19 protein-coding genes and 1 tRNA gene are annotated in these 18,518 nt (G+C 62.8%); 7 read left to right on the top strand and 13 right to left on the bottom strand.

Annotation, left to right across the window (positions count from 1 at the left end; all coding sequences use genetic code 11):
• Nucleotides 1-29: 29 nt before the first annotated feature.
• Together FB473_RS09160 and hisC are read right to left on the bottom strand one after the other, a co-directional pair.
• Entirely contained in the window at nucleotides 30-647 is a 618-nt protein-coding gene (locus FB473_RS09160; RefSeq protein WP_167166672.1) for a YitT family protein, read from the bottom strand.
• Nucleotides 648-655: 8 nt separating this feature from the next.
• The gene (gene hisC, locus FB473_RS09165; RefSeq protein WP_208390506.1) at nucleotides 656-1,729 is read right to left on the bottom strand and encodes a histidinol-phosphate transaminase; all 1,074 of its coding nucleotides are present in this window, start codon (nucleotides 1,727-1,729) and stop codon (nucleotides 656-658) included.
• Nucleotides 1,730-1,821: 92 nt separating this feature from the next.
• Here hisC and FB473_RS09170 point away from each other — a divergent pair, with 92 nt between their 5' ends.
• On the top strand, nucleotides 1,822-2,304 hold the full coding sequence (locus FB473_RS09170) for an Lrp/AsnC family transcriptional regulator (RefSeq protein ID WP_167166676.1): 483 nt from the start codon (nucleotides 1,822-1,824) through the stop codon (nucleotides 2,302-2,304).
• Nucleotides 2,305-2,530: 226 nt separating this feature from the next.
• Here the strand turns inward: FB473_RS09170 and FB473_RS09175 are convergent, their stop codons facing one another.
• From FB473_RS09175 to FB473_RS09195, 5 genes are all read right to left on the bottom strand, one after another.
• The gene (locus FB473_RS09175; RefSeq protein WP_167166678.1) at nucleotides 2,531-3,613 is read right to left on the bottom strand and encodes an LOG family protein; all 1,083 of its coding nucleotides are present in this window, start codon (nucleotides 3,611-3,613) and stop codon (nucleotides 2,531-2,533) included.
• A gap of 323 nt (nucleotides 3,614-3,936) precedes the next feature.
• Complete coding sequence (locus FB473_RS09180) at nucleotides 3,937-7,071, bottom strand: type I restriction endonuclease subunit R (RefSeq protein WP_167166680.1); 3,135 nt, start codon at nucleotides 7,069-7,071, stop codon at nucleotides 3,937-3,939.
• A gap of 493 nt (nucleotides 7,072-7,564) precedes the next feature.
• Nucleotides 7,565-8,806 carry a restriction endonuclease subunit S gene (locus tag FB473_RS09185; protein WP_167166682.1) on the bottom strand — a complete coding sequence of 414 codons (1,242 nt, stop codon included), beginning with the start codon at nucleotides 8,804-8,806 and terminating at the stop codon, nucleotides 7,565-7,567.
• Entirely contained in the window at nucleotides 8,803-9,804 is a 1,002-nt protein-coding gene (locus FB473_RS09190) for a virulence RhuM family protein (protein ID WP_167166684.1), read from the bottom strand. The genes FB473_RS09185 and FB473_RS09190 overlap by 4 nt, the downstream gene beginning before the upstream one ends.
• Nucleotides 9,801-11,369, bottom strand: coding sequence for a type I restriction-modification system subunit M (locus FB473_RS09195; protein WP_167166686.1), 1,569 nt, complete (start codon nucleotides 11,367-11,369; stop codon nucleotides 9,801-9,803). Before FB473_RS09195 ends, FB473_RS09190 begins: the two co-directional genes overlap by 4 nt.
• 387 nt (nucleotides 11,370-11,756) lie before the next feature.
• On the opposite strand from FB473_RS09195, the gene FB473_RS18605 reads away from it, so the two are divergent.
• Nucleotides 11,757-11,939: a helix-turn-helix domain-containing protein gene (locus tag FB473_RS18605; protein WP_424945228.1), complete on the top strand. Its 183-nt coding sequence runs from the start codon at nucleotides 11,757-11,759 to the stop codon at nucleotides 11,937-11,939.
• 19 nt (nucleotides 11,940-11,958) lie between these two features.
• Here the strand turns inward: FB473_RS18605 and FB473_RS17985 are convergent, their stop codons facing one another.
• The gene (locus FB473_RS17985; protein WP_167166690.1) at nucleotides 11,959-12,198 is read right to left on the bottom strand and encodes a toxin; all 240 of its coding nucleotides are present in this window, start codon (nucleotides 12,196-12,198) and stop codon (nucleotides 11,959-11,961) included.
• Nucleotides 12,195-12,452: a ribbon-helix-helix domain-containing protein gene (locus FB473_RS09210; RefSeq protein ID WP_167166692.1), complete on the bottom strand. Its 258-nt coding sequence runs from the start codon at nucleotides 12,450-12,452 to the stop codon at nucleotides 12,195-12,197. The genes FB473_RS17985 and FB473_RS09210 overlap by 4 nt, the downstream gene beginning before the upstream one ends.
• 48 nt (nucleotides 12,453-12,500) lie before the next feature.
• On the opposite strand from FB473_RS09210, the gene FB473_RS09215 reads away from it, so the two are divergent.
• Nucleotides 12,501-13,025: a hypothetical protein gene (locus FB473_RS09215; RefSeq protein ID WP_167166694.1), complete on the top strand. Its 525-nt coding sequence runs from the start codon at nucleotides 12,501-12,503 to the stop codon at nucleotides 13,023-13,025.
• Nucleotides 13,018-13,551: a hypothetical protein gene (locus FB473_RS09220; RefSeq protein WP_167166695.1), complete on the top strand. Its 534-nt coding sequence runs from the start codon at nucleotides 13,018-13,020 to the stop codon at nucleotides 13,549-13,551. Before FB473_RS09215 ends, FB473_RS09220 begins: the two co-directional genes overlap by 8 nt.
• 199 nt (nucleotides 13,552-13,750) lie before the next feature.
• Here the strand turns inward: FB473_RS09220 and FB473_RS09225 are convergent, their stop codons facing one another.
• On the bottom strand, nucleotides 13,751-14,299 hold the full coding sequence (locus FB473_RS09225; protein ID WP_167166697.1) for a putative immunity protein: 549 nt from the start codon (nucleotides 14,297-14,299) through the stop codon (nucleotides 13,751-13,753).
• A gap of 208 nt (nucleotides 14,300-14,507) precedes the next feature.
• On the opposite strand from FB473_RS09225, the gene FB473_RS09230 reads away from it, so the two are divergent.
• Together FB473_RS09230 and FB473_RS09235 are read left to right on the top strand one after the other, a co-directional pair.
• Nucleotides 14,508-15,368: an SAM-dependent methyltransferase gene (locus FB473_RS09230; protein WP_167166699.1), complete on the top strand. Its 861-nt coding sequence runs from the start codon at nucleotides 14,508-14,510 to the stop codon at nucleotides 15,366-15,368.
• 180 nt (nucleotides 15,369-15,548) lie between these two features.
• The gene (locus FB473_RS09235) at nucleotides 15,549-16,289 is read left to right on the top strand and encodes a hypothetical protein (RefSeq protein WP_243863524.1); all 741 of its coding nucleotides are present in this window, start codon (nucleotides 15,549-15,551) and stop codon (nucleotides 16,287-16,289) included.
• A 129-nt stretch (nucleotides 16,290-16,418) separates the two neighbouring features.
• On the opposite strand, the gene FB473_RS09240 is transcribed toward FB473_RS09235, so the two are convergent.
• The 3 genes from FB473_RS09240 to FB473_RS09250 form a co-directional block, all read right to left on the bottom strand.
• Nucleotides 16,419-16,697: a hypothetical protein gene (locus FB473_RS09240; RefSeq protein ID WP_167166701.1), complete on the bottom strand. Its 279-nt coding sequence runs from the start codon at nucleotides 16,695-16,697 to the stop codon at nucleotides 16,419-16,421.
• A gap of 39 nt (nucleotides 16,698-16,736) precedes the next feature.
• Nucleotides 16,737-16,901, bottom strand: a complete 165-nt coding sequence (locus FB473_RS09245; protein WP_167166703.1) for a hypothetical protein — start codon at nucleotides 16,899-16,901, stop codon at nucleotides 16,737-16,739.
• Nucleotides 16,902-16,929: 28 nt separating this feature from the next.
• A tRNA-Ala gene (locus tag FB473_RS09250) sits at nucleotides 16,930-17,002 on the bottom strand.
• A gap of 393 nt (nucleotides 17,003-17,395) precedes the next feature.
• Here FB473_RS09250 and FB473_RS09255 point away from each other — a divergent pair.
• Nucleotides 17,396-18,463 carry an Ldh family oxidoreductase gene (locus FB473_RS09255; RefSeq protein WP_167166705.1) on the top strand — a complete coding sequence of 356 codons (1,068 nt, stop codon included), beginning with the start codon at nucleotides 17,396-17,398 and terminating at the stop codon, nucleotides 18,461-18,463.
• The last annotated feature ends 55 nt before the right edge of the window (nucleotides 18,464-18,518 follow it).

An 18,518-nucleotide genomic window follows, 5' to 3' on the forward strand; every position in this document is an offset into this window, starting at 1 on the left:
CCGTCGCAGCGAGGTGACCGGCGTCCGCCTCAGCTGCCCGTGTAGCGTCCGGGCCGATGGTTCAGGGCAAGGATCACGTTGAGGATCGCCGCGCCGCCCGCCGAGATGACGACCGTCAGCGGTGAACTCACAGTGAGCGAGGACACCACGACGAGCGTGTCGAGCACCATCAACACGTACCCGGCGCGGAAACCGAACCGCTCCTGGAGGATCAACGCGACGATGTTGAAGCCGCCGAGGCTGGACTTGTGGCGGAACAGGATCAGCAATCCGACCCCGCTGAGAACATTGCCCATCCCGGCGGCATACAAGGGGCTCGGTTGCAGGGCTCCGAGCGCCCAGGGCTGGCCGTGGACGCTCGTGAGCAGCGCGACGGCACCGATCGACAGTCCGCTGCGGATGGTGAAACTCCAGCCCTTGCCGAAGGCCGCGAGGACGAAGAACGGCAGGTTGACAGCGACGAAGAGGACGCCGAACGGCACCGGCAACGCGTAGCTGAGCAGGAGCGACAGCCCAGCTGTGCCGCCGCTGACGACCCCGCCGCTACGCAGGAGGAAAAGGCCCGCCGAAACCATCACCACGCCTGTGGTGAGCCCGAGGACGTCCTCGATGCCACTGTGTTTGGTGGCCGACGGCTGTTGTGTCATCACCACCGTCAGAGCCCGAACGCTGTGGGCGTCGCGAGCACCGCGAGCACTCTGTCGTTCGTCGCGGGATCAGCGAGAGTTATCCGGACGCCGTCGCCTGCGTACCCGCGCACGATCACGTCCTGTGCGTCGAAGGCGGCGACGATTCTCTCGCGATGGGAGTCGTCGAGACGAAGCCACACGAAGTTCGCCTGGCTCTCCGTGATGCTCCACCCGGCCCCACGCAGTCGATCGATGATGCGGCGTCGCTCGGCCACGACCGCGGCGACCCGCGCCTCGATCTCCTCCTCGGCATCGAGCGAGGCGATGGCGGCCCGTTGCGCGAGCGCGCTGACACCGAACGGCAGCGCCGCTCGGCGCAGGCCCGCGGCCAACTCCGAATGAGCGATCGCATAGCCGACGCGCAGGCCCGCGAGCCCGTACGCCTTCGAGAACGTGCGAAGCAGAGCGACATTCGGATGACTGCGGAACAGGCTGATCGAGTCGGTCCCGAAATCTGCGAACTCCGTATATGCCTCGTCGACCACCACGAGTACCCGTGCGGGAACCGCGTCCAGGAAGCGTTCCAGGTCCTCGGTGGGCACCCGGGTTCCAGTCGGGTTGTTGGGAGAGCAGATGAGGACGACCCTGGTTCGATCCGTCACCGCAGCGGCCATCGCGGGAAGAACGTGCCCTTCGTCGGCACCGAGCGGGACGCGGATCGCCGACGCACCGGCGAGCGCGGTGAGGGTGGGATAGGCCTCGAAGGACCGCCACGCGAAGACCACTTCGTCACCCGCGTCGCACATGGCGGCGAGAATCTGCTGCAGCACACCGATGCTTCCCGTGCCCACCGCGATCTCGTCCGCGTTCACCCCGAACTGCGTCGCGATGCGCCGGCGCAGATCACCGGCCGAGTTGTCCGGATACCGGTTGAGTTGCTCCGACGCGGCCAGCACCACCTCCCGCACCGACGGAAGCGGGCCGTAGTGACTCTCGTTGGAGGCCAGGCGTGCGATGTGCGGCTCGGAGGCGCGGCGACCCGGCACGTAGTCGGGAAGCTGGGTGAGGGTGGCGCGGAGGGACGGGGCGAGAGTCGTCATGCCCGGCATCCTCGGTGAACCTTGGACGTCAGCGCAACACAGCCGGATTTCTCTGGCATAATTGCTTATCAATTTGCCAATCTGGAGACAATATGACCAACCCGACGTCCGGCATCGATTCTGTCGATGCCCGCATCCTTCTGGCGCTGGACGCCGACCCCACAGCCTCGGTGCTCGCGCTGTCGCACACCCTGGGCCTGGCCCGGAACACCGTTCACGCGCGTCTGAAGCGGCTTGAGAATCAAGGAACGCTCGGCGCGTTCAGCCGACGCGTCGACCTCGCGGCGCTCGGATACCGACTGACGGCGTTCGTCGAGATCTCGATCACCCAGCCCTCGGCCGGCGACGCATACCTGGCGATGGCAGCGATCCCCGAAGTCGTCGAGGTGCATTCCACGGCCGGCGACGCAGACCTCATCGCGAAGGTCGTGGCGCGGGACACCGATGATCTGCATCGCATCACCACTGCCCTGTTCGCCATCCCCGGCATCCTGCGCACGAGCACGGCGATCTCACTCAAAGAGCTCATCCCGTTCCGTGCGTCCGCGCTACTGGAACGGCTCGCGCGATCGTGAGGACGCAGCGTCGTCGCTAACCGAACCGAGCTGGTAAGCGCATCGCGGGTCCAGGGGGCACCAGCGCGTCGAAGCACCGCCCGCTGAGCCCGTCGAAGCGTCCGCTGAGCCGCCCGCTGAGCCAGTCGAAGCGCCCGCTGAGCCTGTCGAAGCGCCCGGCACCTACTCGGCTACGACTGTGCCCTCGGCGCAAACCACGATGGGCTCATAGCGGCGAGGCTGGACATCAGTCATGGATCGGTTCTTCCACTCCAATGTTCGGTATGTCACCCGCAAGTGAGCTCGGCAACGCATCGATGGCGCGGATGACCCGGTGGAGGGAGCCGACCTGTCGCGGGTCGTAGCGCATGACGAGCCGTGGCAGATGCACCCGGTCATCGTCCTTGACCTCCAGCCGCAGCGGTTCAGAGGTCTCGATTCGGCCTCTCGTCAGCAGGTTCCCGAATCGCTGGTTGAGTTCATCCACCTCGTCGGGAGTGGGCTCGGTGCGCAACCGCAGGACGAGTCGATGGCCGACCCAACGTAACGAGTCGTAGTTGCGCCAGAATCCGGTGATCTCCTCGGCGGCAGCGCTCACCGAATCAGTCACCATCACCCGGTCGAAATCATCAGCGGAGACGACACCGGACGGCACGAGTTGCTCGTGGACGAAACGCTTGAGCCCGGCCCAGAAGGTTCCACCGGGGCTGTCCAGCAGCACGATCGGGGCGGGATCCGCCTTGCCGGTCTGCTGCAGGGTGAGCAGTTCGAACATCTCGTCGAGAGTGCCGAACCCACCGGGGACACAGACAAAACCGTGCGATTCCTTCACCAGCATGAGCTTGCGAGTGAAGAAATACTTCATCGCAACGACGTTGCCCGACTCGGAGAAGATGGAGTTGGGCTTGTCTTCGAACGGCAGACGAATCGAAACGCCGATGGAACGCTCGGGGCCTGCTCCTTCAGCGGCGGCCTGCATGATTCCGGGGCCCGCGCCGGTCACCACCATCCATCCGCGCGCCGACAGTTCCTTGGCCACGTCCGCAGCCGCACGGTACAGCTTGTTGCCGGGCTGAGTGCGAGCCGATCCGAAGATGGTGACCTTCGGCACGTCGCGGTAGGGGGCGAAGAGCCGGAATGCGGCGCGCATCTCCGTCAATGCCGCAGATGCGATCTTCAGGTCGAGCCGCGACGGTGCGTCGAGACCCAGATCGACGCCGGTCTCAAGAAGGCGGGACACCAGGTCGGCGTTGAGGGTGATCCCCGCTCCGTCGACAAGCTGCTGCGCGGATGCTGCCACATCGAGGGGAACAGGTGACAAGTCATGCATGCCTCCAGCGTTGCACGCGTCCCGCATGGCTGGGTACCGGGCAAGCGGATCGATGACCAGTTCGGAGCAGACATCGATTCGCCGCAGGGACGCGGCCGTGCCGTGCCCCGCATCGCATTTCGGCGAGAACCCGTTGCGATAGCCGGCCACTCGCCCGAGAACCTGTCATCTTCAGATGACTCTTGAGCGGCTTGTCTTGGGCAGGGCACGACGACCTCCGAGAGTGAACAATCCGGGAACATGAACGGAGCCAGCCCCCCACCTGTTCGCGTGCATCTGGAGTAGCTCCTTGATCCTGTCTATGTTCTGCGCAGCGCTTGTCGCTACTCCGCACCTCCCGCACCGAGTCCGAAGAAGCGCTCGAAGAAGGCGCTGAGCTTCTGGATGACACGCTGCTTCTTCTCTCCGTGGCCTCCGCCTGCGGCAAAGCGGGATGCAGGCGGGAGCACCTTCGTGATTGCCGTGCCGGTGGTGCGGAGGGTACCGTCTCGGAACGCGGTCTGGACGAATGCTCGGGCGGCATCGGCGCGGAGGTTCTCCTCCTCGATAATCGCAGCGAGTTCAGCCTCGCGCTTGGCAGCGACGAACGCCTGCCACTCCTCGTCGATCGCACCGTCCACCGAGACGGCGTCGACGAACGCCTCGATGAGGTCTTTCTTGTTGCGCAGCGTCGGGCTGGCGTCGACGGCGCGGCTGATCTCGGAGCGGATCTCCTTGTCCTGATCGTCGCCGAGTTGCTCCCGGTATTTGGCGACGAGCATGAGGATGTAGTCGACATTGATCTCGACCTGCTTGATCAGTTCGATCTCGAAGACCACATCGTCGTTGATCAGTTCCTTCTCAGTGGCCGTCTCCTTGCGAAACTCCGCATACAGGTCGAGATAGACGCTGCGGTAGTCCTGCCCCTGACGATCGGTGAGGAGCTCTGAGCCAGCGAAGTCGTCGAACGAAGTAAGAATGTTTTCCAGCCGTAGGATCGCGCCGAACAGCTGGATGAAGTCTTTCTGCGCGTCCTCCCCGACGATCGGCTGCCCGAGCGGGAATGACGCCAGCAGCTCAGTGACCTTCTCGGCGTACTCGCTGTAGTAGTCGCCGTAGGGCTTCAGCAGCACGACGCCGCGGGCGTCTTTGTTGCCGAACAGCTCGAGCGCCGCGTTGGTCTCGTCCTCGAGGTCACGGAAGGCGACAATGTTGCCGTAGGTCTTCACGGAATTGAGGATCCGGTTGGTGCGCGAGTACGCCTGGATCAGGCCGTGCGCGCGCAGGTTCTTGTCGACGAACAGCGTGTTGAGCGTGGTCGCGTCAAAGCCGGTGAGAAACATGTTGACTACGATCACAAGGTCGAGTTCGCGGTTCTTCAGCCGCTGCGAGAGATCCTTGTAGTAGTTCTGAAATCTGTCCGTGCTGGTGTCGTAGCTTGTGCCGAACAGGTCGTTGTAGTCCTGGATCGCGTCTTCCAGGAAGCCCCGCGCGTCGGCCGAGAGCGCGTGGGTGTCGAATGCCTCGTCGTCGAGGATGCCATCGTCGGTGGCGTCGTTCGCGCCGTACGAGTAGATGAGACCGATCTTCAGCCGTTTGTCCGGCGGCAATTCCCGCTGCTGGACCTGGAAGTGGTTGTAGTACCGGCGCGCGGCATCAATCGAGGCGGTCGCGAAGATTGCGTTGAAGCCCCGTACCCGTTTGCGCTCCCGATGCGCTTCCGCCTGGCGTCGCGTGCGGGTCGCCTCGGCGACGTTGGTGACGACGGAGTGCTCGTAGCTGGAAGAGCGTTTGGTCTTCTGATCGAAGTGCTTCAGCGTGTAGTCCACGATCTCGCTGATGCGCCTCGGGTCAAGGAGCGCCTTTTCCGCGTCGATCGCGGGCACCTGCTTGTCGATCACCGTGCCAACCTTGACCGTGTTGACATAGTCGATGCGAAACGGCAGCACGTTCTTGTCCGTGATCGCATCAACGATCGTGTAGGTGTGCAGCTTCTCGCCGAATGCCTGCTCGGTGGTCTTCAGTTGCGGGTTCCCGGCGCTGCCACTGTTGGCGGCGAAGATCGGCGTGCCCGTGAACCCGAACAGGTTGTACCGCTTGAAGGAGCGGGTGATGTCGGTGTGCATATCCCCGAACTGGGAACGATGGCATTCGTCGAAGATGATTACCACGTGCTGGTCGTAGACTGCGTGGCGCTTGTTTGTCTTGATGAACGTCGACAGCTTCTGGATCGTGGTGATGATGATCCGCGCGGCCGGGTCTCCCAGTTGGCGCTTCAGCACCGCTGTAGAGGTGTTGGAGTTGGCCGCACCCTTCTGGAAGCGGTCGTACTCGCGCATCGTCTGGTAGTCGAGATCTTTGCGGTCCACGACGAACAGCACCTTGTCCACGCCCGGCAGCGCCGACGCGAGTTGCGCCGTCTTGAAGCTCGTCAGCGTCTTTCCCGAGCCGGTCGTGTGCCAGACGTAGCCGCCTGCCGCGACCGTGCCGAGACGCTTGTAGTTCGTCGCGATATCGATGCGTTGCAGGATTCGCTCGGTCGCGACGATCTGATACGGCCGCATCACCAGCAGCATCCGGTCGGCAGTCAGCACGCAGTACCTGGTAAGGATGTTCAGCAGCGTGTGCTTGGCGAAGAACGTCTTCGCGAACGAGGTCAGATCCTGGATCGGTTTGTTCTGCGCGTCCGCCCACCACGACGTGAACTCGAAACTATTTGACGTCTTCCGTCCTTCGCCGGTGGTTGAGCCGGTCGAAACCCGCCCTTCCTTGAGGTGCTGACTGCGCGTCGTGTTGGAGTAGTACTTCGTCAGCGTCCCATTGCTGATCACGAACAACTGCACGTACTCGAACAAACCCGAACCTGCCCAGAAGCTGTCGCGCTGGTAGCGGTCAATCTGGTTGAACGCCTCACGAATGTCGACCCCGCGCCTCTTCAACTCGATGTGCACCATCGGCAGACCGTTGACGAGGATCGTCACGTCGTAGCGGTTCGCGTAGCGCCCGCCAGCGCTGCCCTCATCGGCAGGGTCGAGGCGCTCGACTTCGTACTGGTTGATGACCTGCAGCCGGTTGTTGTGGATGTTCTGCTTGTCCAGCAGGGTGATGTTCTTGGTCGATCCGTCGTCACGCCTGAGCAGCTGGACGTGGTCCTCCTGGATGCGCACTGTCTTTTCGACGATGCCGTCGTTCTTCCCGGCGATCGTGTTCTCGAAGAAGCCGCGCCACTCCGCATCCGAGAAGGTGATGTGGTTCAGCGCCTCCAGCTGGGTGCGGAGGTTCGCCACCAGCTGTTCCTCGGAAGTGATCGGCAGGTACTCATATGCCTGCGACTCAAGGAGGCGGATCAATTCACGCTCCAGCGCAGCCTCCGACTGATACGCCGCATCCGCCTTCGCATCCGGGATGTACTCGGCGACGACCGTGCTCTCGGCCGAGACCGCGATCGGATCGTACGTACGCAGCGGCGCGTCGGTCATGACGCCCTCTTCCCCACAGAGCGGCGTGGTTGCTGTGCCAGAGGGCTCACGCCTTGCGCGAGCACGAGCTCCACCACCCGAGCCCACGGGATCACTTTCCTGACTGCAGCGCACCGCGCCGCGGCCCGTTCCTCATGTTGCGCAGCTTCCGATGCTTGCCGAACGACGGTCACATCTTCCCCGAGTGCCTCGGCCACCCAGAGAAGTCCGGGCGCACATTGGAAGTGGTTCCAGAAATGCCTTGCGTTGAGCCCTCGCGACTTGCGGTTATACGCACCGGGCCCGTCAAGCTCGTTCAGCCATCCAGTGACGTGTTCTTTCTGACTCCGGTACCAGGGCGCCGTTGGCCGTTTCCGATGTGCCGCCAGTGCCTGCTCGCAATGGTCAGAGACGGGGTAATGCTCATCGGTCTTCCGCAAGGCTCTGGCAAACACACGGGGACTGAAATCAAAATCCGCGAAGTCGCCGCCAGGTGTGCTCGCGACATGCCTCATCAACGCATCTCCTCAAAAGTCAGCAGCCGGTCACGGTAGAACTCATACTGCTTTCGCCGAGCAGTGAGCTCGGCAGGGAGACCAATGCTCAGATCGTTCACGAGCGCGTCGAACTTGTCGAGGATGGCCACGATCCGACGCTGCTCATCGAGCGGCGGAATCGGAACGACGATCTGGCTGAGGCCCTCACTACCGATGCGCTTCACCTTGGCGCGAGAGACATACTTCTCTTTCTGCCCTTGGAACGCAGCAGTCTGCATGACGTAAGAGATGTACGTGGGATCCTGTTCGGAGCGAAAAGCAAAGGAATCGTCGTGGATGGCAACTGAAACGTTCCCGAGCCAGGCAACCGCCTTCCCGACATCCTCCACCGTCTCGCCGACGCCTACGATCACAACGTCTCCCGACTTCGCATAGCGGAGGCTCTCCGCGAGATCATCACGGACGTGACTGGCGGTCTCGCGCGCCGAAACACCATAGTGAGTATAGATCTCACCGTAATGAATGCTCGGGATACCAGCCGCAACCATATCGCTCTTCGTGAAACGACGACCACGAATGAACGCCCCCAGCTCACCCATTGGCATCCACGTCACCCCCCCCCCGTCGATTTCTGGGAAGGCCAGAAGGGCATCACGATAGTGTTCATACTGGCGGCGGCGAGCTTCCAGCTCCGCTTCCAGCTCCGCTTCCAGCTCCGCTTCCAGCTGAGTGAACTGATCCAATACTCGCACGATCTCCCGCTGCACCTCGAGAGGCGGGACGGGGATTCGGTAAGCCCGGACACGATTGTCGGGTATTGCGGGATAGTTTCCCGCGACCTGATTTGCCTCAACGTATTGACGGAAAGCGTCGGCGCCGAGAAGGTGAGCCAAAAAGTTCGTGAGAACAACGGAGGTGTCTGGTCGAAGCACACAGTAGCCCGTGCTTGCGATTTGCCCGTCATACTTGGCCGGGATCACCGCCCACCGCATTTGCGCGGGACGTGTGGTCGCGAAGATCACATCGCCTGTGTGAACGATCTGTTGCGCGCGACTTGGAGCGTCGCCTGCAGTGATGGATGCCGTTTCACCAATCCTGCGCGTCACGCGGTCCACAGAACCTAGATCGATGTACTGGAACTCGTCGTCACCCACGTTGGCCCATTTGATGTTGGAGCTTTTTGCCGTGACTTCACCGACAGGCTTGAACTCGACGCCCTTAGGCGCAAGCTCCGCGATCAGGTCGTCGATACGGCTCACTTCTTGCCTTCGATCTCGCGCTGTGCGCGCTTGATGGTCTCCAGATAGGCTCCCTCGACCTCGGTCGGTGCAGCGTCGATCTGAGCGCGGTACTTCGCGTACTCGCCCTCGGCGTGCGCGATGGCCTGCCAGTGGCTGATGCTTCCAGCTCCGGGCAGGGTCGGAGCCTCCATTGCGACGACGAGCCGATCCAGGTGGGCGAGCCAGTCCTTCATATAGGTGGGCTCGTGGTTCTGGGCGCGAAACTCGGCCGCGTCGAAGTAGGCCGACACGAGCGCATTGAGCTTCTTCAATTCGGTTTCGTCAAGGTAGTTCTTCGCCACGGAGACGTCGGATTTGCGCGGCCGCGCGCCCGCGAACGAGGTAAGGCCCATGTTCGGCTTTGTCGCGCCCGCGCGGGCTGCGACGACTTCGGCTGCGGTGCGCCCGTGGGCAGCGTAGTGGAGCTTGTTCTGGACGATCTTGAAGAATTCGACGCTCTCTTCGGCCTTCGGGCCGTAGTCGATGCTCGTCGCGTACGGGTCAAGCACCTGCCGGTGCAGCATCTTCTCGCTGCTGCGGATGTCGCGGATGCGTTCCAGCAGCTCACGCCAGTAGTTGCCGCCGCCGAGATTCTTGAGCTTCTGATCGTCCATCGTGAACCCCTTGACAAGGTACTCGCGCAGGCGCTCGGTTGCCCAGATGCGAAACTGTGTGGCGATCTTGCTCTTGACGCGATAGCCGACCGAGATGATCAGGTCGAGGTTGTAGAAGGGGATCTCGCGACTGACCCGGCGGGAGCCCTCGGTGCGAACCTGTCGGGATCTCCAACAGATTGCCGCCTCCTCGAGTTCGCCCTCCTCGTAGATGTGCTCGACGATGTTCGTGCGAGACGTCTGGAACAGTTCCGCGATCTGCTGGCTCAACCACACCGTCTCGGCGTCAAGGCGCACTTCGATAGCGGGTGCGCCGTCGTCGCGTTGGTAGAGAATCACCTCTCCGGAGGCCCCGTCCGTCATGCGGCTCCTCCTTCCAGGTCGGCCACGATGGCGTCGATGGAGGTGCGCAGCTCTGCCTGACGTGCCACGATGCGGGCGATCTCAGCGTTCAGCGCCTGGATGTCCACGACCTCGCGGGTGTCTTCCTGCTCGACGTATGAGGACACAGCGATGTTGTAGTCGTTCGCGGCGATGTCCTCGCCCGGCACGAGCCTCGCGACGTGGTCGACGTTCTCCCGGGCGGTATACGTGTCGAGAATGTGCTGCTGGTTCTCCGGCAGCAGCTTGTTCTTGTTACCAACGCGGCTGAACTCCGCGGAGGCATCGATGAACAGCACCGCGTTGTCGGTCTTCGACTTCTTCAGCACGATGATGCAGGTCGCGATCGTGGTGCCGAAGAACAGATCCGGCGGCAGCTGGATCACCGCATCGACGTAGTTGTTGTCGATAAGGTACTTGCGGATCTTCCGCTCCGCACCACCTCGGTAGAGCACACCGGGGAACTCGACGATCGCCGCTGTGCCGTTCACCGCGAGCCACGACAAGATATGCATCGTGAACGCCAGATCAGCCTTCGACTTCGGCGCCAGCACCCCGGCCGGCGCGAACCGCTCGTCATTGATCAGCAGCGGGTTCGCGTCGCCCTCCCAGTGGATCGAATACGGCGGGTTCGAGACGATCGCCTCGAACGGCTCGTCGTCCCAATGTTGCGGATCGGTCAGAGTGTCGCCGTGCGCAATGTTGAACTTCTCATAGTTCACGTCGTGCAGGAACATGTTGATCCGGGCAAGGTTGTAGGTGGTCAGGTTGATCTCCTGCCCGAAGAACCCGCCAACGTTCTCACGCCCAAGCACCTTCGCGAATTTCAGCAGCAGTGAGCCAGAACCAGCAGCGGGATCGTAGACCTTATTCACACGGGATTTACCGACCACGGCGATCTTCGCCAGCACCTCCGAGACCTCCTGCGGCGTGTAGTACTCGCCGCCGGACTTGCCGGCCTGGGAGGCATACATCTGCATCAAGTACTCGTACGCGTCCCCGAAAAGGTCGATCGCGTTCTCCCCGAAGTTCCCCAGCGGCAGATCCCCGATCGCATCCAGCAGCTTCACCAGCTTCTCATTGCGCTTCGCGACCGTCGCACCCAGCTTCGAACTGTTCGGATCGAGGTCGTCGAACAGGCCTTTCAAGTCGTCTTCGCTGTCTGTGCCGGCCGCAGAGGCCTCAACGTTCCTGAAGACCCGTTCCAGCGTCTCGTTCAGATTCGCATCCTGCGGCGCTCGCTCGCGCACGTTCGCGAACAACTCCGACGGGTAGATGAAGAAGCCCTTCTCTGCCACCAATTCGTCGCGCGCCACCGCCGCCTGCGGATCGGGCAGGCGAGCGTAGTCGAAGCCGCTGTTCCCAGCCTCGTGTTCGCCGGCATTGATGTAGGTGGCGAGATTCTCCGAGATGAACCGGTAGAACAGCATCCCGAGCACGTAACTCTTGAAGTCCCAACCGTCCACGCTGCCCCGCAGATCGTTCGCGATCCGCCAGATCGTCTTGTGCAGTTCGGCGCGCTGGCCTTCTTTGGTGGTCGGTGCCATGTAGTTCATCTCCCGCGCCAGGGGCGCCGTCTTCACTTGTTATCAGGACTATCTCATACCGTAGCGGTGCCCACCAGCACCCAGACAGCAGCGACACCGCGGGAGAATCGGAGGCTTCGCCGCAAGCCAGGCGGCTTCGCCGAACTGATGAGGTTCGTCCGCGAGCTCCCTGAGGAAGGGCGTACAGCGCGGCGCTCATCTATGTCCAAAGGCCAGGATGTGCAACTCGCCCATGGTGGCGGGCCTCGCGACCGCACATAGGACACATGCCACGAGACATCACACAGGGTGGACCGGGGCGGATTCCAATCACATGAGTGGAAGCGGGTCGAGCGGCTGGAAGCCGTGTGGGAACTGGCGAAACGAGGGCTCGGGTCATCGGGCGACGTGGCTGGTTCCGGGCTCGACGGCGCGGTCACGGAACCAACGAGACGGAGTCGAACGCCTCTGACGCCGCATCAGATAGACGCCATTCAAACGGCCCGCGACAGCGGTGAGAGCGTCATGTCGATCGCCCGACGGTTCGAGGTGAGCCGGATGACGGTGTGGAAGAAGACGCGGACAAGATGAGTCAGTGCCGGGGCGCCGACTATGGCAGGAGGTCGAGCATCTGCGGGCGGGCCTTCATGGCGTGGATCACGAGTTCGTTTCCGCTGTCAAAGACCAGGACGACCGTCTCCAGCAGACGGCCACAGGTGTCGAACCCAAGCCGAAGCTGCCGCGCCGGGCTGTCATCATCGAGGTCCTCGATCCAGGTTGCCCATGTCGCAGCCTGGATTGCGTCTTCGGCGTCGACACCGTGTTTGCGAGCCGAGGGGTGGACTCTCATGCCGAGGCCAGTGCCTCGCGAATCACCTCGGAGCGAGACTTGCCCTCACGCTCCGCCCGTGCATCGAGAGCACTGAGCTCGTCCGCAGTGATGCGCAACGCGATGACCTGCGACGGCTCCGCGCCACGTCCGGGCCGACCACGGCCCCGCTTCTTCAACTCCGTAACGTCGTATCCAACCTCAGCTTCGTCTGCCCAGGCTGCGATCTGCTCCTCAGTGACGGGAGTGCCGTCGATCGTCTCGCGCTCACTCATGGGATTAATGTTATACGAAAATGGTGCATGTGGCGATAGACTTCGCCTATGAGCGAATCACCGAGCAGCAGCAAGTGGGCTGTTCTTCGCTTCAAGAGATCTGAGCTCCTACTCGGACCAAAGGTCTGGATCGGCTGCGCAATCGCGATCGCGCTCATTGCGCTCGGCATCTACGTGACACCGAACAACCTCTGGGCAGGTGTCGGGATCGGCTGCGCCGGGGTACTGGGAGCCATACTCGGCACTCTCTTCCAGACGACCCCGCGGGAGAAGGACTTCACCGCGAACGGCGCGAGCGCAGTACGCGGTCTGCTGGGGATCGCTGAAGATGTCGAAAACGCGCAGGCGATCGCGACTCAACTGTCTCAAGCCACATCGCCGAGGAATAGCCGCGTCTCAACGGGGTTGGTAGACATCCAAGAACGACTGCAAGAGGTCCGGCTCGCCTTGTACGCATCTATGGCGGAGTGGGACTCCGTCGCCCCTGGCTCACTTGACGAGGTTAACCGGCTGCGTAACGAAGGACGCCGGGCATTCGAATTGCTAGCACGAGAGGCGGAACAGAATGACTGAAGATCACGCCGACAATGATGACAACACCGAACTAGCTGAGTTGGTCAAGGAACCCGAGAATCGAATTCGCGGGAAGGTCGCAGAAGTAGTAAGCGACCGCGAGGTGATCTTAAATCGCGGGTCAGAACATGGGGTCCGACCAGGGATGTACTTTGCGATCCTCGACCCGGACGCCGTCGGTATCACCGACCCCGAAACCGGAGAGACGCTTGGAGACATCCGAATCGTAAAGATTGTTGTTCGAGCGACAGACGTAGCACCCAAGATCACGTTGGCACGAACATTCCGCACTCGGCGCGTGAATATTGGGGGCAGTGGAGGGCTCGGGCTTGGGTCAATTGCGCGAGCGATGCAGGAGCCAGAATATGTCGAGCAAGTGGAGAAACTGACGCTTGATCGCAACTCCCCGCGCAAGATAGATCCGAATGATTCGGTCGTAGGACGTGGCGATCCCTTCGAGCTCGCCACACCAGCAGAAGTCGAGGATATCCGATCAATCACAGTTTGGGAGCCACCCGCCTACTAGGCACCCGCGTAGCGCGCGACAGCATGCCGGACCGGCCACACGTCTTTCAGAAGATGCGCGCGGCCACTCAGGCCCAGCCTCCCTGCCCATCCGCGACACTCCTCTGGCGAGCACCGCGTTGCTGCCTGAAGTATCCCTCACGGACCCGCTTTTGCGACGGCACGCCTCATACAAATCGAGGTTGAGCGCTGGAAGAAGTTCAGGCTGGGGCGTCGCCGTGGGATAGCTCAGCCTGGATCTCTCGGATCGTCACAGCGAGGGCTCCCGACGCCAGGAGTCCGGTTCCCAATGGCCCGGATGAGTTCTCTCCGAGCAGGGGCAGTCTCGCCAGTGCCGCGCGAACGTCGGGCGTCATGTGGTTGATCTGCCAGCGAACCTCATCGCGGCGCGCGATTTCCTGGTCAACCGCCGTGAGTGAAGCGGCCTTCGCCGCGTACGCGGCAGCACCGAGAGCATGAGCCCCCATGTGGGCCACGCCCGAAGCTTGGCCAGCGGCGCGAGCAGCTGCTACCGCGACGGGTGACTTCACCGATTGAGCCGCACGCCCGGCGACCAACCTCCGTTTGATCTCACCAGCAGCATCGAGTTCACCACGGCCATAGGCGCGGGTGCGTGCGATGCCATCCCTCGCACGATCATCCTCGGGAGCCTCGGCTTCGAACAGCGGCAGTACTCGTTCAGCGCAGTCTGCTGCCCAGAGAGCGACGAGACGCCGATCGGCGTCGTCGAGTGTCTGCGGAGAGGCCATGTATCGATTCTCTCAGCACGCGGTGAAACCTCGATTGCAAGACGCGTGTTCGCTAAGACTGGGCCGGTGGTGAGCGGGAGCTCGGGCGGTTTCCACGGCGGGGAAGGGGTTAAGAGCTCCTGAGTGATCCCACGCTCAGGCCGGTCGGTTCTGGGTGTGCGCGGCGTGCTTCCCGCTATCTGTGGCCTACTCGTGGTAGTTAGTTGAAGTGAGAGATATAACTGGTTTCAGCACGACCGCGGTCTTCGCTGCCGCAGCGCGTGCCGCGCATCCGATCGTCGACCAAGAACCACACCTGCTGGAAGATCCAGTCGCACAACGATTGTGCGAGTCGATCAGCCCGTCTCCACTGACCTTTCAGGTCGAACACTCCGAGGAGCCGGTGCTGGCTGCCGCACGCCTGTCGGCGTGCGCGCGTTCCAACTTTGCCGACCGGACGCTTCTGAACCTTGGTATTGATCAACTCGTTGTCGTTGGCGCAGGCCTGGACACCACACTCCAGCGGCTTCACGACCAGTTTGATGGGCAGGCATGGCTCGTGGATCTGCCCGGGGTGCTTGCCTGGCGCGAAGAACTGTTCCGCGATGCCGGAGTCGCTGACTTCGCTCATCATGTTGCCGCCGATCTCAGGGATGGCCTGGACCCCCACCTGTTGAAGATGGCTGGTTTCAAAGCCCGACGGCCGGCCGTGGTCCTCTGGCTCGGGGTAAGCATGTACCTGCTCCCAGCGCAGTGCCGACGATTCTTCGCCGACCTGTCCGGTCTGTCATACGGGTCAGTCTTGATCTTCGACTACGTCCTTTCATCTGGACACCGAGATGAGGCGGGTGCGGCCTACGCAAACACTGTCGCAACGATGGCGGGCAAGGTTGGGGAGCCATGGCTGTGCACGACCACACCATCTGATGCACGCCACTGGCTCGAAGAAGCTGGCTGGTATACCCACCAAGATGTTGACGAGGCGAGCGTGGCCCCGCCCGAGTTCTGGGACCGGCAGATCCATCTCAAGCCCATGAAGCTGATCAGGCTCGTCTACGCGTCACTGCGCGTTGAAAGACGGCCAACATGACAATTCCCACCGCCGCCCACCAACAGCTCTGCCACCTGGTTAACCAATGAGCACCTATCGGTAGGGGAAAGGGGAGCGAAACCGTGACCGACCACGCGGGTGCCGTTATCAGCTTTCGCGATAGCGAGAAACTGCGCTGCCTGCTGTGTCGTCTGCACGAGCAGGGTTGAGGGTGCCTGGGTGCATGATCCCGTCGCGGCGGATTTGATGCGGTACGCGCGGGACAAGTACGCCGCTCTGGCGGTCAAACATCGGCTTGATCCGTGGGAGGCGGTCTCTGCCGCGTTCGAGGTGATGCGCACCCCGGCCGCGCGTCGTGCTCGTGATCCGTGGGCGGTGATCACGCATTCGGTGCGGATCACCTGCTCGGTCGAGGAACAAGGGCAGGGGCTCTTGTGCTCGGTGCATCAGGCCAGGCGGAAGCGGTTCACCGTGTTCCACGATCCCGAACGATTCTCCGACCGCGAGCACCCGATGGTCGACAACCACCCCGTGTTCGGGTTCATCGACGAGCACTTCGACGACCTCGATACCCCAGAACCCGATCCCGGATCCACGCCTGTCCTTCATGCGGTCGAAGGGGCGATCACGCTCCTGGTGCTGCTGGGCTGGCCGGGCGATACGGCGCGGGATGCGGTCGAGCATGTCTGTGACGCGCTCACGAAAACCGGAGCGCGGCAGACCGCGTATAGCGCGTTGCGGCGCGATAAGCAGACCCCTGCGATGCTGGATCTTCCCCGCCCGGCCTGGCATGCACTGCTCCGAGCCCTACTAGGCAGCCGAGAACCAGCGCACGCGGCGACACCCATGGGGCGCGGGGTGTTGTTGCGGCTGCTGATCGGCGAGACGATCCCGCTACTGCTGGACGATGACGATCTCGTCACTGCCCTCTCGCTCGCTTCCTTCGGGGTGGGGAGGTGAGCGGGGATGGACGTGCCAAAGGACGGCTTCTACGTCGAACAGGCCATCGCCTCCATACCGGTCGGGAACCGGCACCGCAAAGACCTCGGCGAGATCGACACCCTCGCCGCGTCGATCCAGCGCCACGGTCTACTGCAACCGATCGCAGTGAATCTCGACGGGTTCCTCAACGAGGCCCAGTACGTCGGCCTCGCCAAGAAGATCGAGGCCGCGTTCGACGAACGCTTCGCTACACGCTCCGACGAACTCGCAGAGCTGGCGGCGAACCGCCGACGCCTCGAAGACGAGTCCGACAAGCTCCTCGCCGCGCACTTCGCCGACGCCATCGACCTCACCACGCTCAAGCGCCACCAAGACCGCATCCGCGCAGGATTGGCCGACATCGACCGCCGCATCGAGAACGAGCACGACCAAGACCAAGGCCCGAGACGCCAGATCAACAAGGCGTTACGCCTCCTGATCGACTGCCAACGCCTCTACAAGACCACCGACCCGCACGGAAAGCGCCTCGTCAATCAGACCTTCACCACCGGCATCGACATCAACGAAGACGAGGAAGCAACCCTCCGCCTCGCGGAACCCTTCGCCGTCACGACAGGCGAAAACACCCATGTCAGGAGTTCGACTACGTCTGCAATTGTGGAGCTAAGGGGATTCGAACCCCTGGCCTCTTCCATGCCATGGAAGCGCGCTACCAACTGCGCCATAGCCCCGCACACTCATCCCCGCGCGAGCGGCGACCTAGGTAGGTTAGCGCAGGATCGGACGCTTGCCAAACCGCGCCAGGGGGCCACCCTGCAGGCTGGACGAGCGAGCCCTCCCACCGCCTTCGGCTGCGTCGACGACGACCGCCCGCCGCAAGCCACCCCGCCGGGACTCCGGGTACCGACCCCACACGCAGAACCCGTCCAGCGGCAATCCCGTCAGCAACCCCCGCACTTTTCGCCGATTCCATATGCCGATCGTCCGGCCCATCATTTCTGCTGTGCGCCCTATGATCAATTCCGAACGAGAATCCATCTCTTCACCACGCCAAATAGTGCGCGCTATTTTGCCCAATTCGTCGCGAAACAGCCAGAAGATTCCCACTGTAAAGGAATTCGCTCATGCCGGCGACCTACGAGACCCACCGAGCCCAGTTGAAGGCCATCCTCCTGGCATGGGGCATGCCGGAGGACAACGCCGAAGTGACGGCCGACGTCTTGTCCTGGGCCGACCTGCACGGCATCGACAGCCACGGGATCTCGATGCTTCCCCGATACAACCAACTGCGTGAGCAAGGACGCGTGGACCTGCGAGCCCAGCCCGCCGTCGTCCGCGAGACGCCGGTGTCGGCGCTGGTCGACGGTGGCCGCGGGCTCGGCCACGTCCCGGCCAGATTCGGTATACAACTCGCCATCAGTAAGGCAAAACAATCAGGCATGGCGATCGTGGTCGTCCGTGGTTCAGCCCATTTCGGCGCGGCTGGGTACTACACCTCCCTGGCCGCGGATGAGGGCCTCGTCGGTATGGCCTGCACGACCGCGTCGGTGGCCCAGGTGGCGCCTACCTTCGGCAAGCAAGCCAAGCTCGGCACCGACCCCTGGTCCTTCGCGGCGCCGACGTCCGGCGGGCGGCCGTTTCTGCTCGACATGGCCACGACCACAGTGGCTGCGGGACGGATCAGGAACAAGGCGAACGAAGGTCTCGAATGCCCTCCTGGCTGGGTTCTCGATCGTGAAGGAAACCCGAGCACCGACCCTTTGGTCACTCGCGAGAAAGGTGGATTCATGACATCGCTCGGAGGCTCCCCGCAGAATTCCAGCTACAAGGGCTACGGGCTCGCGGTCATGGTCAACATTCTCGGTTCATGCCTGTCGGGTGCGGCGTTGATAACCGAGGCATCGGCGCACGCGAAAACAGCGCAAGCACACGACATCGGCCACTGCTTCATCGTGATCGATCCCGCCGTCTTCCGTGCACACGAGGAGTTCGAGGACGACGTCGCCCGCCTGTGCGGGGATCTGCGAGCGACACAGCCGGCTGACCCGGACCAGCCCGTCATGGTCGCGGGCGACCCCCAGTGGACGACAGCCGATCAACGGCGACGCGACGGCATTCCGGTCGGCCCCGGCCTGCTCGACCAGGTGCGCCGGATCGCCGCGGCCAGCGGCGCGCCCTGGTTACTGGGCTGACGCCCCGCACTCACCGGCTGAAAGGCATCCAGCGGCTGACAAGCCTCGACTCACC

The organism is Brooklawnia cerclae, from assembly GCF_011758645.1.
Lineage (GTDB): Bacteria > Actinomycetota > Actinomycetes > Propionibacteriales > Propionibacteriaceae > Brooklawnia > Brooklawnia cerclae.

Excerpts from the sequence above, each read along its gene's own strand:
- FB473_RS09160 (WP_167166672.1), bottom strand. The coding sequence starts at position 647 with ATGACACAACAGCCGTCGGCCACCAAACACAGTGGCATCGAGGACGTC.
- hisC (WP_208390506.1), bottom strand. The coding sequence starts at position 1,729 with ATGACGACTCTCGCCCCGTCCCTCCGCGCCACCCTCACCCAGCTTCCC.
- FB473_RS09170 (WP_167166676.1), top strand. The coding sequence starts at position 1,822 with ATGACCAACCCGACGTCCGGCATCGATTCTGTCGATGCCCGCATCCTT.
- FB473_RS09175 (WP_167166678.1), bottom strand. The coding sequence starts at position 3,613 with ATGCATGACTTGTCACCTGTTCCCCTCGATGTGGCAGCATCCGCGCAG.
- FB473_RS09180 (WP_167166680.1), bottom strand. The coding sequence starts at position 7,071 with ATGACCGACGCGCCGCTGCGTACGTACGATCCGATCGCGGTCTCGGCC.
- FB473_RS09190 (WP_167166684.1), bottom strand. The coding sequence starts at position 9,804 with ATGACGGACGGGGCCTCCGGAGAGGTGATTCTCTACCAACGCGACGAC.
- FB473_RS09195 (WP_167166686.1), bottom strand. The coding sequence starts at position 11,369 with ATGGCACCGACCACCAAAGAAGGCCAGCGCGCCGAACTGCACAAGACG.
- FB473_RS17985 (WP_167166690.1), bottom strand. The coding sequence starts at position 12,198 with ATGAGAGTCCACCCCTCGGCTCGCAAACACGGTGTCGACGCCGAAGAC.
- FB473_RS09210 (WP_167166692.1), bottom strand. The coding sequence starts at position 12,452 with ATGAGTGAGCGCGAGACGATCGACGGCACTCCCGTCACTGAGGAGCAG.
- FB473_RS09215 (WP_167166694.1), top strand. The coding sequence starts at position 12,501 with ATGAGCGAATCACCGAGCAGCAGCAAGTGGGCTGTTCTTCGCTTCAAG.
- FB473_RS09220 (WP_167166695.1), top strand. The coding sequence starts at position 13,018 with ATGACTGAAGATCACGCCGACAATGATGACAACACCGAACTAGCTGAG.
- FB473_RS09225 (WP_167166697.1), bottom strand. The coding sequence starts at position 14,299 with ATGGCCTCTCCGCAGACACTCGACGACGCCGATCGGCGTCTCGTCGCT.
- FB473_RS09245 (WP_167166703.1), bottom strand. The coding sequence starts at position 16,901 with ATGGGTGTTTTCGCCTGTCGTGACGGCGAAGGGTTCCGCGAGGCGGAG.
- FB473_RS09255 (WP_167166705.1), top strand. The coding sequence starts at position 17,396 with ATGCCGGCGACCTACGAGACCCACCGAGCCCAGTTGAAGGCCATCCTC.